The organism is Streptococcus sp. Marseille-P7375, assembly GCF_902460365.1.
Lineage (GTDB): Bacteria > Bacillota > Bacilli > Lactobacillales > Streptococcaceae > Streptococcus > Streptococcus cristatus_I.
Window position 1 is genome coordinate 1 of record NZ_CABPTR010000002.1, and the last position, 14,067, is coordinate 14,067.

The 14,067-nt window shown below is 41.7% G+C and carries 13 protein-coding genes; 2 read left to right on the forward strand and 11 right to left on the reverse strand.

What is annotated here, in order from left to right:
• Positions 1–216 precede the first annotated feature (216 nt).
• The 11 genes from nth to FZ954_RS05425 form a co-directional block, all read right to left on the reverse strand.
• Positions 217–846, reverse strand: coding sequence for an endonuclease III (nth, locus tag FZ954_RS05375; protein ID WP_148877644.1), 630 nt, complete (start codon positions 844–846; stop codon positions 217–219).
• Between the two features lie 77 nt (positions 847–923).
• Positions 924–1,406, reverse strand: a complete 483-nt coding sequence (gene greA, locus FZ954_RS05380) for a transcription elongation factor GreA (RefSeq protein ID WP_005592281.1) — start codon at positions 1,404–1,406, stop codon at positions 924–926.
• Positions 1,407–1,470: 64 nt separating this feature from the next.
• Positions 1,471–3,273, reverse strand: a complete 1,803-nt coding sequence (gene mltG / locus FZ954_RS05385) for an endolytic transglycosylase MltG (protein WP_187423333.1) — start codon at positions 3,271–3,273, stop codon at positions 1,471–1,473.
• A gap of 64 nt (positions 3,274–3,337) precedes the next feature.
• Entirely contained in the window at positions 3,338–3,835 is a 498-nt protein-coding gene (locus FZ954_RS05390) for a GNAT family N-acetyltransferase (protein ID WP_148877646.1), read from the reverse strand.
• The gene (locus tag FZ954_RS05395) at positions 3,832–4,347 is read right to left on the reverse strand and encodes a GNAT family N-acetyltransferase (RefSeq protein ID WP_148877647.1); all 516 of its coding nucleotides are present in this window, start codon (positions 4,345–4,347) and stop codon (positions 3,832–3,834) included. The genes FZ954_RS05390 and FZ954_RS05395 overlap by 4 nt, the downstream gene beginning before the upstream one ends.
• A gap of 11 nt (positions 4,348–4,358) precedes the next feature.
• Positions 4,359–5,693, reverse strand: coding sequence for a UDP-N-acetylmuramate--L-alanine ligase (gene murC, locus FZ954_RS05400; RefSeq protein ID WP_148877648.1), 1,335 nt, complete (start codon positions 5,691–5,693; stop codon positions 4,359–4,361).
• A 32-nt stretch (positions 5,694–5,725) separates the two neighbouring features.
• Positions 5,726–6,397, reverse strand: a complete 672-nt coding sequence (locus FZ954_RS05405; RefSeq protein ID WP_148877649.1) for a cystathionine gamma-synthase — start codon at positions 6,395–6,397, stop codon at positions 5,726–5,728.
• A 41-nt stretch (positions 6,398–6,438) separates the two neighbouring features.
• Positions 6,439–9,552: a DEAD/DEAH box helicase gene (locus tag FZ954_RS05410; RefSeq protein ID WP_148877650.1), complete on the reverse strand. Its 3,114-nt coding sequence runs from the start codon at positions 9,550–9,552 to the stop codon at positions 6,439–6,441.
• Positions 9,553–9,701: 149 nt separating this feature from the next.
• Positions 9,702–10,244, reverse strand: a complete 543-nt coding sequence (hpf, locus tag FZ954_RS05415; RefSeq protein ID WP_148877651.1) for a ribosome hibernation-promoting factor, HPF/YfiA family — start codon at positions 10,242–10,244, stop codon at positions 9,702–9,704.
• Positions 10,245–10,325: 81 nt separating this feature from the next.
• The gene (locus tag FZ954_RS05420) at positions 10,326–10,991 is read right to left on the reverse strand and encodes a ComF family protein (RefSeq protein ID WP_148877652.1); all 666 of its coding nucleotides are present in this window, start codon (positions 10,989–10,991) and stop codon (positions 10,326–10,328) included.
• Positions 10,988–12,289, reverse strand: a complete 1,302-nt coding sequence (locus FZ954_RS05425; protein WP_148877653.1) for a DEAD/DEAH box helicase — start codon at positions 12,287–12,289, stop codon at positions 10,988–10,990. Before FZ954_RS05425 ends, FZ954_RS05420 begins: the two co-directional genes overlap by 4 nt.
• Before the next feature lie 56 nt (positions 12,290–12,345).
• On the opposite strand from FZ954_RS05425, the gene FZ954_RS05430 reads away from it, so the two are divergent.
• Together FZ954_RS05430 and cysK are read left to right on the forward strand one after the other, a co-directional pair.
• Positions 12,346–12,978, forward strand: a complete 633-nt coding sequence (locus tag FZ954_RS05430) for a YigZ family protein (protein WP_148877654.1) — start codon at positions 12,346–12,348, stop codon at positions 12,976–12,978.
• Between the two features lie 119 nt (positions 12,979–13,097).
• A complete protein-coding gene (gene cysK / locus FZ954_RS05435; protein WP_148877655.1) occupies positions 13,098–14,027 on the forward strand; it encodes a cysteine synthase A in 930 nt (309 codons plus the stop codon).
• The last annotated feature ends 40 nt before the right edge of the window (positions 14,028–14,067 follow it).

Below are 14,067 nucleotides of genomic sequence, written 5' to 3' on the forward strand. Positions count from 1 at the left end.
TATCTTTTTTTTACAAATTTATTTCCTAATGCCTACAATATCACTGATAAATCAATAACTAAAAGGGAAAGGTATCCTCTCCCTCTTACCTCTCCCTTATTCTCTATATCACCGTGCTGCTAAAGTCTATTAAATATTCCTCTAACTCTCGCAACAGTCTTTTACGCCCCTTAAACCGTTCGTCGCCTAGCGAAATTTATTATCAAAGACACTAACTTAAACATGATCAAAGTTGTAAAGTTGAGGATAGTGATCACACTCTGGATTTTTGGGATGACAAACAGCCCGACCAAAGTAGATCATAGCCTGATGCGCAGCTAGCCAGCGTTCAGGTGGGAGAACGTCCATAACACGTTTTTCAACTTCTAAAGGACTTGCTGACTTTTTGACAATATCGTGGTGTTTACAAATGCGTTCAACGTGCGTATCAACAGCAAAAGCTGGAATACCAAACCCTACACTCATGACCACGTTAGCTGTCTTACGCCCCACCCCAGCTAAACTTTCTAATTCTTCCCGAGTCTGAGGCACTTGACCATTGAAATCGTCCAAGAGTTGCTGGGCGCATTTTTTTAGAAACTTGGCCTTATTTCGATAAAGTCCTAAGCGTGAAATGTGCTTGGCAATATCTGCCTCGGATGCTGCTGCCATAGCTTCTGGAGTAGGATAAGCTAAAAATAGATTCGGTGTAGCTTTATTAACTGCAGCATCTGTCGTTTGAGCGGATAACATGACTGCCACGAGTAGCTCAAAGTGATTTCTAAAATCTAAACTCGGTTTGGCATCAGGAAATAGGGCAATGATCTCCTCGATGACATGGCGTGCTCGTTTTTTTGATAAAACCATCAGTATACAATCTCCTTTGCTTGTTCTATATTATAGCATAAATTGATAAAGAAAAAGCCGAGCGTGCTCGACCTTTCTTAGACTGTTTTTTCAACTTTTAGGATTTTGACGTCATAACTGCCAACTGGTGTTTCTACTGTTGCAATATCACCAGTCTTCTTACCAATCAATGCTTGACCAATTGGGCTTTCATTTGAAACTTTTCCCGCAAAGGCATCCGCACCAGCTGAACCAACGATAATGTATACTTCTTCTTCAGTCTCACCGACTTCTTGGATAGTAACTGTTTTACCGATGGCAACTTCATCTTTAGCAACTGAATCGCTATCAACAATCACAGCATAGCGGATTTTAGTCTCCAGACTTGAAATTTGTCCTTCAACGAAAGCCTGCTCATCCTTTGCTGCTTCATATTCACTATTTTCTGATAAATCTCCGTAAGAACGAGCAATTTTAATGCGTTCTACTACTTCTGGACGTCGAACCAATTTCAATTCTTCTAATTCTTGTTCTAATTTTTCCTTTTCTACAAGGGTCATAGGATAAGTTTTTTCAGCCATTACTTTATTTTCTCTCTTCTTTCTATTTTTTGATAAAACAAAATTATGTGGAAAACCACATAATTTAGTTAGAACTTTCACCTGATTGGTTTAATTTGCTATTAACGTGTTCTTCCACATTCTTAGCGTGTTCTTCGTAGGTATTTGCAAAATATACAGCCCCTGTCTCCACATTTGCTACAAAATACAAGTAATCTGTCTTACTTGGATTAATAGTAGCTTCGATAGCAGACAGGCTTGGACTATCTACTGGACCAGGCATCAAACCTTGCTTCTTGTACACATTATAAGGCGAGTCAAGATTTGTATCAATTTCAGCATCTTCTTTAAGAGTTGTCTTTTGACCAAGTTTTCCTTGAGCATAAAGAAGCGCAATATTGCTCTGAAGTGGCATAGCTTGGTTCAAACGATTATAAAAGACGCTCGCAATATCTTTGCGATCCTGATCAGTTGATCCCTCTTTTTCAACTAAAGAGGCGAGTGTTAAAACATCATTGACCGTCAGATTCTTGGACTCAATTGTTGAGTAATACTGCGACAGATTGGTATTCATAGCAGCCAACATTTGGTCAATCAGTTCTTCAACCGTGGTTTCTTTTCCATAATCATAAGTAGCCGGGAAGAGATAACCTTCAAGACGATATTTAACACCACTATCCTTGCTCGGCAAAGTAGCTAGAAGCTGCGGATATTTAGCTGCCATTTTTGCAATAAAGTCTTCATCTTGAGCTTTATTTAGAAAATCTTCCTTGCTGAATGGTGTTTTAGTATTCTTGTTCGCAGTTTTTGCAGCATTGACAGTAGTTGCTTCGGCGATTTGCTCCAAAGTGTATCCCTCAGGAATTGTTATCTTGCCAAGAACTGGAGGCTGTGGTGTATCTGTTCCACCTTCTTGTAATTGCTTAGCAATCGTGTCTAAGTCCATACTCTTTTGAAGATTATAGTAACCAGATTGGAAATTACCATAACTTCTGATTTTTGAATAAAGATTAAAGACTTGAGCGTTCTTAATCAGGCCTTTCTTTTCTAAAATCTCTCCGATTTGTTTGGTACTAGAACCAGCAGGAATCTCCACCGTCACATATTCTGTCGATTTGGCATCTACTGGTTTCAGCGCAGAGGAAACATAATTGTATCCAACAAAACCAGTAATACCAAGGCCCAATAGGAAAAGTACCAAGACTGTCATCACGATTCGATTGGCTAGGCCGTTTTTACGTTTTTTCTTTTTACTACTATTGGTACGATCTGCACGTGAACGTTTCTTTCCATGAGCAACATCTCTACGGCTTAGCGTTGGTTCTGCAGTAGAAAAGTCTTTTTTAGCTTCTCTTTCATCTGTAGTGTTTGAATCAGGTAACACTGTTTCTTTTATCTCATCTGCAACTGGTGCTACCTTTTCTTGATAAGCTTCTGAATGAGCCACAGAAGTCTGAACTTCTCCAGACTCTATACTTTCCTTCTTAGCAACATCAGCTTGTCCTGGTCCATCAACATTTGATGGAACTTCCGAAATCGTAGAATTACGAACTATATTTTCTAGCACATCTGCCTGAGTATGAACAGTAGGGTCGCTTTTTCCCATTGGCTCTTCTACTTTGATCTTACTAGGTTCTTCCTCTACTGAAGTATCCTTCTCTAGAACCTCATGAGATTTTTCAACAGCAGAAACGAGAGATTCCAAGCTCTCCGCCAATTCCATTTCTTTACCTAAAAGAGGCTGCGCTTCTTCCTGAACTGAGTGATTTTGGATACCATTGGCTGCTGCCAACTCATTCAAAATCTTCTCTTTAAAACTCAGCGTCTTTTCGTTATCCTGTGAATTTTCAGTCAAAAACTTGATCTCCTTCTTCATAATCCCTAACATTATATCTTAAAAGTCAGATAAATGCAATCATATCCGACTTTTAAAACTATATTATTTATGAAAGTTATATCTGGGGATTTTCCCAAACCATATCAAACCATACTTCATCTGCATAAGTTGAGGACGAAGGTCCTTCATTGACGAAGCCATGCTTCTCATAATAGGCTATCAAATAATCATGACAAGTGAGATTAATACCGTGGCGTTCATCTGCTATAGCAATCTCTTTCATAGATTCCAATAGCTTGCGGCCGACTCCCATCCCCTGAACATCTTTCGAGATAGAAAGGCTGGTCAATGAGATAAAGCCACCATCCAGATGACCATAATCTTCAACGTCCTCTGTAAAGGAAATATCTTTTAAATAGCGTTCTGGTCGGACAGGACCTTCTAAATAGCCCAAAATCTTGCCACTTTTTTCTGCAACCAAAAAAGTTGAAGGAATCGTTTCAATGTGTTTCGCCAGTATTTCACGACTAATAGCCTCTTCTGGACTAAAATTTTCCAATTCGATGGCATAAATGGCATCTAAGTCAGCCATTTGAGCTTGACGGATAATCATTCTTTCTCCTTAAAATCAGGATTTTCCCATACCATATTTGACCAGATAGTCCCACCGTGAGTTGAGTCAGAAATCCCTTCGTGGACAAAGCCATTCATCTCATAATAAGGTATCAGCTCATCATGGCAGGTTAGGCTAATGCCCCGCCGGTTTTGCTGAACAGCTGTCTCCTTGAGAGCTGCAAGCAACAAGGTTCCGACTCCCTGCCTCTGAAAATCCGGATGGACGGACAGACTTTGGACGGCAATGAAGCCACCTTCTGAAGGATTAACACCCACCTTGCTAAAGAGATCATCTGTCAAATATCGCGTCTGAACAGCTGGTCCAACAATATAACCCGCCAGCTGACCATGCAGCTCTGCCAGCAAAAAAGTATCCGAGATGCGTTCAATCCGCTCTTTGAGAACTTCTGCACTGGCTGCTTCTGCTGCTAGAAATTTCAGCTGCTCGATTGCAAGAATTTCCTCCCAGTCGCTCAAGTCAGCCTGCCTGATTCGAATCGGTGCTTCCATCAAGTCTCCTCCTACTGAACGTTGCTGGTAAGATTGGACAGGAGGCGTTCAAAGGAATATTCATAGGTCTGGATATCTCCAGCTCCCATAAAGACATAAACGGCATTATCGTGGTCAAGAAGTGGAGAAACATTGTCCACATCAATAACCTTGGCACGCTTCACAATCTTTTCAGCCAGATCTTCTACCTTAACATCGCCTTTATCCACCTCACGCGCAGATCCGTAAATCTGAGCTAAATAGACTGAGTCGGCCTGATTGAGGGCTTCCGCAAATTCGTCCAAGAGAGCAATGGTCCGAGTGAAGGTGTGCGGCTGGAAGATGGCCACAATTTCCTTGCTTGGATACTTCTGACGAGCTGCATCCAGAGTCGCGATAATTTCCGTTGGATGATGGGCAAAGTCATCAATAATGACTGTGTCGTTGACAATCTTTTCTGTAAAGCGGCGCTTAACCCCACTAAAGGTCTTGAGATGTTCCCTTACTAGATTCAAGTCAATACCTGCAATATACAAGAGACCGATGACCGCAGTCGCATTCATAATGTTGTGACGGCCAAAGCTTGGAATCTGGAACTCACCCAGCTCTTGTCCGCGGAAGGAAACTTTAAATCCTGAACCGCTGGTAGAGCGCAAGAGATCGTGAGCGACAAAGTCATTGCCTTCTTCCTTGAAACCATAGTAGTAAATCGGTGCAGTTGCAGTGATGCGGCGTAGTTGCTCATCTTCTCCATAAACGAAGAGACCTTTGGTAATCTGCTTGGCGTAATCATTGAAAGCATTAAAGACATCTTCCAAGCTTGTGAAATAATCTGGATGATCGAAGTCAATATTGGTGATAATTGAATATTCCGGATGATAAGGCATAAAATGACGCTCGTACTCGTCTGATTCAAAGACAAAATACTTGGCATTAGCAGAACCGCGGCCTGTACCATCCCCAATTAGATAGCTAGTATCTGTGATATTAGACAGAACATGAGAAAGAATGCCCGTTGTAGAAGTTTTCCCGTGAGCACCTGCTACTCCTAAGCTGACAAAGTCACGCATAAAGCTACCCAAAAATTCATGGTAGCGCTTGTAGCTAATACCATTGGCATCTGCATAGGCAATTTCCACATTGTTATCTGGACGGAAGGCATTACCGGCAATAATTTCAAAATCTGACTGGAGATTTTTCTCATCGAAAGGCAAAATGGGAATCCCAGCCTGTTCCAGACCACGCTGAGTGAAATAATATTTATCAACATCGCTTCCTTGAACCTTATGGCCCATCTGATGCAACATCAAAGCCAAAGCGCTCATACCTGAGCCCTTAATTCCGATAAAATGATAGGTTTTCGTCATGATTACTCCTTAAATCTTAAACAACTGAAGCCTTATTGCCCTTGGGCATCTGAACTCAACTTGGTGATGTCCAATTCCTGAGCTTTTTTATGCTTATTGTGTTTTTCTCGCTTCTTGCCCTTGTTATAGACTTGGCTGGTTTTGAGAAAATCGTAGTTATTCTTTTTCTTTTTTTCTGGATTCGTTGGTACTTCTATGAGAGGTTGAGACTGAACATCTGCTAATATGTAGCTACCTTGCTTTAGCTTATCACTGAACTTCGTTAACTCACCCGGATTTTCCTTTTGGAAAGGGGCTGTTGGTTTAACTGGATTTCCCTCAAAAGGAGGTGCCACCTTCCGACTACGAACCTTATTTGGGAGCTTGCTCGTCAAATAAGCAGCCGAACGTTTTTTCCTCAGATCAGCCCGAGCTTCCTCTCGTGCTTGCTCAGCATAGCGAATAGCGGGATCTTTCTTATCAATCGGCTTTTTAAAGTCCGTAACTAGAGCTTGCTTCTTTCTCGCTTTACTTACGGTTTGACTAGGAGCAGCATGAGCAGGATTTTCTGGCTTAGCAATCGGCATCCATTCTAAATAATTACGGTCCTGGTAGTCACCTTTAATGTTGCTAATCAGATCCAACTCATCGTACAAATTCATGTGTGGCATTTCTGTCAACATGATTTCGTCATCAGCAATTATAGGAAATTTAGTATTTGTCATAGCATGTCCTTTCAACTCTTCATTATTATAAACTATTCAAACTATTTTTCAAGCGATTCAGATGAAATTCCAAGAATTTCTCGAATTTCTTCCAGCGAAAGACTGGAGCGAGACTCCGCCCCGTCCAAAATCGTTGAAACCAGATTTCGTTTGGTGTCTTGTAATTCCTGAATTTTTTCTTCAATAGTCCCCCGTGTAATCATACGATAAACTTTTACATTCCGTTCCTGACCGATGCGATGAGCCCGACCAATAGCTTGAGCTTCTACTGCGGGATTCCACCAAAGATCCACTAAAATAACAGTATTTGCACCAGTTAGATTGAGACCCACACCGCCAGCTTTAAGAGAAATCAGGAAGGCTGATCTTTCTCCTTGATTAAAGGCTTTGGTCATCTCCTGACGTTCTTTTGCTGGAGTTGAGCCTGTGATTTTGAAGGACTCCATTCCCATCTGACTCAGTTCTTGCTCAATAATATCCAGCATGCCACGGAATTGCGAAAATATCAGAACACGATGATCACCGTCTTGGATCTGCTCTAACAGCTCCCGCAAACTTTCCAGCTTGCCACTTTCTCCATTGTAATCCTCCATGAATAATTTGGGAGTGTCACAAATTTGACGGAGTCGCATAAGACCAGACAAGATTTCAATTTTGCTACGATTGATTTCTTCCTCCGTTGCATGAAGGATTCGCTCCTGCATTTGCTTGAGCAGGGCTAGATAAATCGTTTTCTGGCTGTCTGCGAGTTCATTTCGGTAAGAAACCTCAATCAAATCAGGAAGTTCCTGCAAGACTTCTTCTTTCTTGCGCCTCATAACAAAGGGTTTGATATAACGCGCAACTGTTTCTGCCGACATCTTCAAAAAAGCTTTCTTGTTCGGTAATAAGCCCGGAAGGACGATCTGGAAAATAGACCAAAGTTCACCTAGATGATTTTCAATCGGCGTCCCAGACAAGGCATAAGTCCGCTCCACCTCAAATGCTCTCAGATATTGAGCAATCTTGCTCTGGTCATTCTTCATGACCTGTGCTTCGTCCAATATCAAATAGTCAAAATGAAGTCCTTGATACTCTTCAACATCTTGTCTGAAGGAAGCATAGCTGGTAATGGTAATCTGATGGTCTTCTGCAATCACAGCATCTCGAACATTTTTCAGACCATACACAACAGCCACATCTAGGTCTGGAGCAAATTTGGCAAACTCATCGCTCCAGTTGTAAATCAGGCTAGACGGCGCCAAAATCAAAACTTTCTTAGACTTGGTCAAATGAGCAGTCAAGAAAGAAATGGTCTGGAGAGTCTTTCCCAAGCCCATGTCATCGGCTAGAATACCACCGAATCCATATTTATTCAGCATGGATAGCCATTTCACACCCGTCTCCTGATAATCTCGAAGCTCTGCCTGAACCTTCAGCTTAGGCAGGGGAAAATCCTCAGGATGGGTCAAATCATAAGCTAGCTGGCGAAAATCCTGCGATAAGTCAACTCTTTCCTGATCTTTGAACAATTCAGAGAGCTGATAAGCAGCCAGACTATGCGTTTGGATGACCCCATTTTTAGAATGTTTGCTTCGCAATTGTTGCAAAGTCTGGCTGATTCGCTTACTATTCTCATCAAAAATCACAACTTGACCCGTCTTGCTGATAAAGTAATCCTTTTGACTCATTAGTGAATCTAGAACATCATCCACTTCAGACTGATCAATACCAGTAAAATCAAAGCCAATATCCAAGAGCCCACCATTCATACTGATGGAAACTTTCGGAGGTGCTGTTTGTGATAGACTCTGCAGCTCATATGACAAGTAAACATTACCTAGTGCTCTAAAGCGTGGAATCAACACGGAGAAGAAGCGGTAAATTTCTTCAGGTCGTAAAGGCGGACGCTGGCTGATAAAATCATCTGCAAAACCTTCCTCCAGCATTGCTTTAAAAACTTGCTGTTCCCGCTCAAAATTACTGGCAAAAGGCAGCTTTCTCAGCTCTTCACGACTGGTGACAGTCTGACTGCCATAATCAAAGACAAGATCCAGCAATACTTGCTTGTCAGCCCCTAAATAAAAATTGAAATCCACGGTAAAATCATGAATGAACAGTCGCTCAGGTGCTGTCACACGGCCAATTTTTTTGAACTCGAGCAAGCTTACTGCCAGTTTGGACTGCTCAGACACATCAAACTGCAGGCGCTTGACGCGCTCTTGCTCAATCGGCAATTCCTGTAAAGCTTTGACTAACTTGGTCTGCTCAGTCGTCAGCTGATAGAAGGTCTGATTATGAAAGATAAATTGCCCCCCATAGAGCATCTTATAATTCTTTTCAGATATCAGCAGCTCAAAAAAGTTTTCCCGTTCTTGCACCTCAAACTGATAAATCTCCGCCTCTTCATGCAAATCTTGGAAAAATACCTCAGCATAATCATAAAAGCTATATTCTAAACGAAATGAAGTGAGATTCATCAAGCGAGTCACACCTTCCTCAAAAAGACTGGCTGGGAAATAAAGGTGGCGTCCAGCATTGGGAAAGACCAACGAAGAGTCCTGCCCCTTATAATCCGTCACCAAGCCTCGTAAAAATTCTAGTAGGTCTTGACTAGCTTCATCAAAATTCTCCATTCGGATAGGCTCATAGTAATTCTTACCGATTTGATAATGCCCACCCTTATTCAAGGTTCTCAAAAAGGACAAAATATCACGCACTACATAAGAGCGCTCATCCGGCAGACGGCTAATCCGCAGACTCCATAAAAATTGTCCTGTGTAAATATCTTCCTGTCCAGTCGCTGATAGCTCATAGCGGACTTGCTGACTGGATTTATCTAGCAAAATCTTATCCAAAAAAAGGCTACCAAAAGAAACCAATTTCTGGGCTTCCTGACTGGAAGACTCTTTTTCTGTCATCTTCGCCAGCAGATCTTTACCCGCCGGATCATTTTTCAAAAAATATTCCAAGGCAGCCAGATGGACACAGTACTTCTTCTTTTGGAAAAAGTCACAGGAGCAGAAAACTGCATCATCATCTAGACTATAGCGTAGATTGTACTGATCCACGCGCGTGTATAAAAAGGAATCTTTGACGTCAAGAATTTCGACTTTTTTGCTGTCACAGAGGGCAATTCCTTCCGTTCGAATTTTACCAGGAATTAATTTAGCCATACCTACCACCTAACATTTATCCCTTTATTATACCATAGGACAGCTATAAAAATAAAATAGAATTTCTTTATTCGTAATCATTCTTTGAAGTAGAATGAGCGAGAGCTTTCTCTACAACAAAAAGCCGTCCATTGGACGGCTCTTTTACATTATTTTACTTCTAACAAACCGATATCTCCATCTTCACGACGATAGATAACATTCGTTGTACTATCTTCAACATCTGTGTAGATGAAGAAGTCATGTCCCAACAAATCCATTTGCAAAATAGCTTCATCTAGATCCATTGGTTTCAAATCAATATGCTTAGAACGTACTACTTTAGAAGACGCTGCATCAACTTCTTCTACTAAAGCATCAGTGAACAACTGGCTAGTTGCAACCTTATTCCGATTTTTCTTTTCAATCTTTGTCTTATTCTTACGAATCTGACGTTCAATCTTATCGACAACTAAGTCAATAGATCCGTACATGTCTTGTGAAACATCTTCTGCCCGAAGGGTAATGGAGCCAAGAGGGATGGTTACTTCGACCTTCGCCGTCTTCTCCCGGTACACTTTCAAATTGACCCGTGCATCAAGTTCTTGCTCCGCTTGGAAATACTTCTCAATCTTCTCAAGTTTAGAAACTACGTAGTCACGGAGAGCATCAGTTACTTCTAGGTTTTCACCACGGATACTATATTTAAGCATATAAGTACCTTCTTTCTAAACATAAATGTTTTATTTACAATATCATTATAACGCTTTCATTCCTTTTTTGCAAATATTTTCTTATCTTGCGAGTGAAAATGTCAAAACTTCTTTCACACCTGCTTCCAGCAATAATTCTAGAGCCAATTGTAAGGTTTTTCCTGTCGTATACACATCGTCTATCAGTAAAATTTTATCTGGCAGACAGACATCTTTCGCCAATGTAAAACATTGCTGGCTTTTTAAACGTTCTTGGCGATTTTTACTGGATTGGGCAAGCACATCCTGCTTTTCAAGCAAATGTTGATAAGGCAAACCAGCAGCTTGCAAGAAACCTTCTACCTGATTAAAACCTCGACTTTGGTATTTTTCAGGACTGACTGGAATAGGAACTAAAGTATATTTTTTGACGTTTCTGAGACTTTTTTTGAGAACTTCCGTAAAAACAAATCTCAGAAGATAATCTCCTTGAAACTTGTATTTGCTGAAGAAGTCCTTCATCAAATCATTATAAAGGAAGCAAGCCTGATGCTGCACTAAATAGCCTTGCGCTTCCCAGGTTTGACAATCCGAGCAGACTTTCGCTTCCCCATCCTTCCAGCAACGTGGGCAATGGATATAGGAAATCGCTTCAAATCCCGCTCGACAATGGTTACAAATTGTATTTTGCTCTTTTTGCAATAAAATCAAGGAAGAAAAAGTCCTATTTTCTTCGACTACTTGGCTGCATAACAGGCAATTTTTCATAGGCCAGCCTCCTTGTTCATCAGTTTGATTTCACGAATCGCTTTTTCGATTGAACGTGTAGTGCCGTCGTGAAAGAAGAATAAATCTCCCATCGGCCTCTCCATACTACGTCCTACCCGACCAGAAATCTGCACCAAGGCGCTACGGCTAAAGAGACGATGGTTGGCCTCTAGAACAAAAACATCTACACAGGGAAAGGTCACACCACGCTCTAAGATGGTTGTCGTAACCAAAATGGTAATTTCTCGCTTGCGAAACTCTTCAACGATTTCTAAACGATTTTCAGTTGTTGAAGCCACAAATCCGACTCTTTCCGCTGGAAATACCTTCTCTAAAACTTGCGCAAATTCTTGACCTCTTTTGATTTCCGAGGCAAAGATCAGTAAAGGAAAGCCCGTTTTTCTCTGTCTCTCGATATACTTTTTCAATTTAGGCGGCAATTTCTTTTTCGCTAAATATTTTTGAAAATCTGCCAGCCAAATTTTTTGGGGCACAATCAAAGGATTGCCATGGAAGCGACGAGGAAGACTAAGTCGTTTTAATTCTCCTTTTTGGACTTTTTTATCCAACTCATCCGTCGAAGTGGCAGTTAGGAAGATAGTGGTTCCCTCCTCCTTGACCGACTGCTCCACGGCGTGGTAGAGCACAGGATTGTCTACATAAGGAAAAGCATCTACTTCATCCACAATCAGCAAATCAAAGGCTCGATAAAATTTAAGAAGCTGATGGGTAGTGGCAATGACCAAGGGACTACGAAAATATGGCTCGGATTCCCCATGCAAAAGCGAAATAGGGCATGCAAAATCCAGCTTGAGCCGGCGATAAAGCTCCAAACAGACATCAATCCGAGGGCTGGCTAGGCAAACGGCACCTCCACGATCAATCACTTCTGCAATCACCTGATAAATCATTTCTGTTTTGCCCGCACCAGTCACTGCATGGACTAGGCTATTCTGCTTTTGAGCAACTGACTCTAACAGTCCCTGAGAAACTTTCGCTTGAAAGGCTGTCAATTGGCCTTGCCACTTGAGTACCTGATTTTTAGGAAAATCTTCCTGCGGAAAATAGTAAAGTTCTTGATCACTCCGAACTCGCCCCAAAATCAGACATTCCCTGCAATAGTAGGCATTGACAGGTAGTTGGTAGTTCTCCTTGTCCACTTGAGAGCCACAACGGCCGCAAAACAACTTTCTCCTTTCCTCTCGCATACTGGGCAGCTGCTGGGCCTGCAAGCGCAACTCGGGGCTGAGCTGATCTTTTGTAAATATTCTACCTAGGCAATCATTTCTTTCTAACATACTTTTTTATTCGTAAAACTTTTGGAAAAATCTATTTTTTTGTGTACAATAAAACTATGGAATATAGAACAATTAGACAAGACGGCCAAGCCCAAGAAGAAATTAAAAAATCTCGTTTCATTTGCCACGCCAAGCGCGTTTACTCAGAAGAGGAAGCTCGGGATTTTATTGCAGCCATCAAAAAAGAGCACTACAAAGCCACTCATAATTGCTCTGCTTTTATTGTCGGAGAGAAAAGTGAGATCAAGCGAACCAGTGATGACGGTGAGCCTAGTGGTACAGCGGGCGTTCCTATGCTCGGCGTCATGGAAAATCACCAGCTAACCAATGTCTGCTTTGTGGTCACGCGCTATTTTGGTGGGATTAAGCTAGGAGCTGGTGGGCTCATTCGGGCTTATGCAGGCAGCGTCGCCTTGGCAATCAAAGAAATTGGTCTCATTGAGATCAAGGAACAAGCCGGTTTGCGCCTCAAAATGTCTTACAGCCAGTATCAAAACTTCGATAACTTTTTGAAAGCCGAGGATCTGATTGAATTTGATACAGAGTTTACAGATCTAGTGGCTACAACCATCTATATCGACAAGCAGGAAAAAGAACCACTAGAGCAGAAATTAATCGAGTTTTTCAATGGCAAAATCCAAATTGATGATCAAGGTTTGCGCGAGGTTGAAATTCCTTTAACAGTTTAATAATCTTAACAGCTAGGCCTAGTGATAAAGAATTTTTATCGTTGTCATAGCTTTTTTATATTTTACAAACTGCCACTTTCAGCTTATACTAGTTTCATTAAAGTATTGAGGTAGGAAAAATGGCAAACATTTATCAAAATATCACAGAATTAGTTGGAAGAACGCCAATTGTTAAACTTAATAATATTGTTCCAGAAGGAGCTGCTGAGGTTTATGTCAAGTTAGAAGCCTTCAACCCTGGCTCTTCTGTAAAAGACCGGATTGCTCTCAGTATGATTGAGACAGCTGAGCGCGATGGCCTTATCAAGTCTGGCGACACTATTGTGGAAGCAACCAGCGGAAATACTGGCATTGGACTTTCATGGGTTGGGGCTGCTAAAGGCTACAAGGTTGTCATTGTGATGCCAGAAACCATGAGTGTGGAGCGCCGCAAGATTATCCAAGCTTATGGAGCGGAGCTAGTTTTGACTCCGGGTAGCGAAGGAATGAAAGGGGCTATTGCCAAGGCAGAAGAAATCGCCCAAGAGCGAAATGGCTGGTTGCCACTGCAGTTTAACAATCCGGCTAATCCAGAGGTTCACGAACGAACAACAGGAGCAGAAGTTATCGCTGCTTTCGGTGAAACTGGGCTGGATGCCTTTGTAGGCGGTGTCGGAACTGGTGGGACTATCTCTGGTGTCTCTCATGCTCTTAAAAAAGCGAATCCAAATGTCCAAATCTATGCGGTTGAAGCAGACGAATCTGCTATCCTTTCTGGTGAGAAACCAGGTCCTCACAAAATCCAAGGACTTTCAGCTGGATTCATTCCAGAGACCTTGGATACAGCAGCCTATGATGGTATTGTCCGCGTGACTTCTGATCAAGCGCTAGAGTTAGGACGCCACATTGGCGGTCAGGAAGGTTTCCTAGTCGGAATTTCATCTGCTGCAGCTATTTTTGCAGCCATCGAAGTCGCTAAAAAACTAGGAGCTGGCAAGAAAGTCCTTGCCCTAGCACCTGATAATGGTGAACGTTATCTATCTACCGCTCTCTACGAATTTGACGCTTAATCGTGAAAATAGTTAACAAAATTCCTACCCGTTTGGGTAG

Bases quoted from the DNA above. Each gene is read 5' to 3' on its own strand.
- nth (WP_148877644.1), bottom strand. From the start codon at position 846: ATGGTTTTATCAAAAAAACGAGCACGCCATGTCATCGAGGAGATCATT.
- greA (WP_005592281.1), bottom strand. From the start codon at position 1,406: ATGGCTGAAAAAACTTATCCTATGACCCTTGTAGAAAAGGAAAAATTA.
- mltG (WP_187423333.1), bottom strand. From the start codon at position 3,273: ATGTTAGGGATTATGAAGAAGGAGATCAAGTTTTTGACTGAAAATTCA.
- FZ954_RS05390 (WP_148877646.1), bottom strand. From the start codon at position 3,835: ATGATTATCCGTCAAGCTCAAATGGCTGACTTAGATGCCATTTATGCC.
- FZ954_RS05395 (WP_148877647.1), bottom strand. From the start codon at position 4,347: ATGGAAGCACCGATTCGAATCAGGCAGGCTGACTTGAGCGACTGGGAG.
- murC (WP_148877648.1), bottom strand. From the start codon at position 5,693: ATGACGAAAACCTATCATTTTATCGGAATTAAGGGCTCAGGTATGAGC.
- FZ954_RS05405 (WP_148877649.1), bottom strand. From the start codon at position 6,397: ATGACAAATACTAAATTTCCTATAATTGCTGATGACGAAATCATGTTG.
- FZ954_RS05410 (WP_148877650.1), bottom strand. From the start codon at position 9,552: ATGGCTAAATTAATTCCTGGTAAAATTCGAACGGAAGGAATTGCCCTC.
- hpf (WP_148877651.1), bottom strand. From the start codon at position 10,244: ATGCTTAAATATAGTATCCGTGGTGAAAACCTAGAAGTAACTGATGCT.
- FZ954_RS05420 (WP_148877652.1), bottom strand. From the start codon at position 10,991: ATGAAAAATTGCCTGTTATGCAGCCAAGTAGTCGAAGAAAATAGGACT.
- FZ954_RS05425 (WP_148877653.1), bottom strand. From the start codon at position 12,289: ATGTTAGAAAGAAATGATTGCCTAGGTAGAATATTTACAAAAGATCAG.
- FZ954_RS05430 (WP_148877654.1), top strand. From the start codon at position 12,346: ATGGAATATAGAACAATTAGACAAGACGGCCAAGCCCAAGAAGAAATT.
- cysK (WP_148877655.1), top strand. From the start codon at position 13,098: ATGGCAAACATTTATCAAAATATCACAGAATTAGTTGGAAGAACGCCA.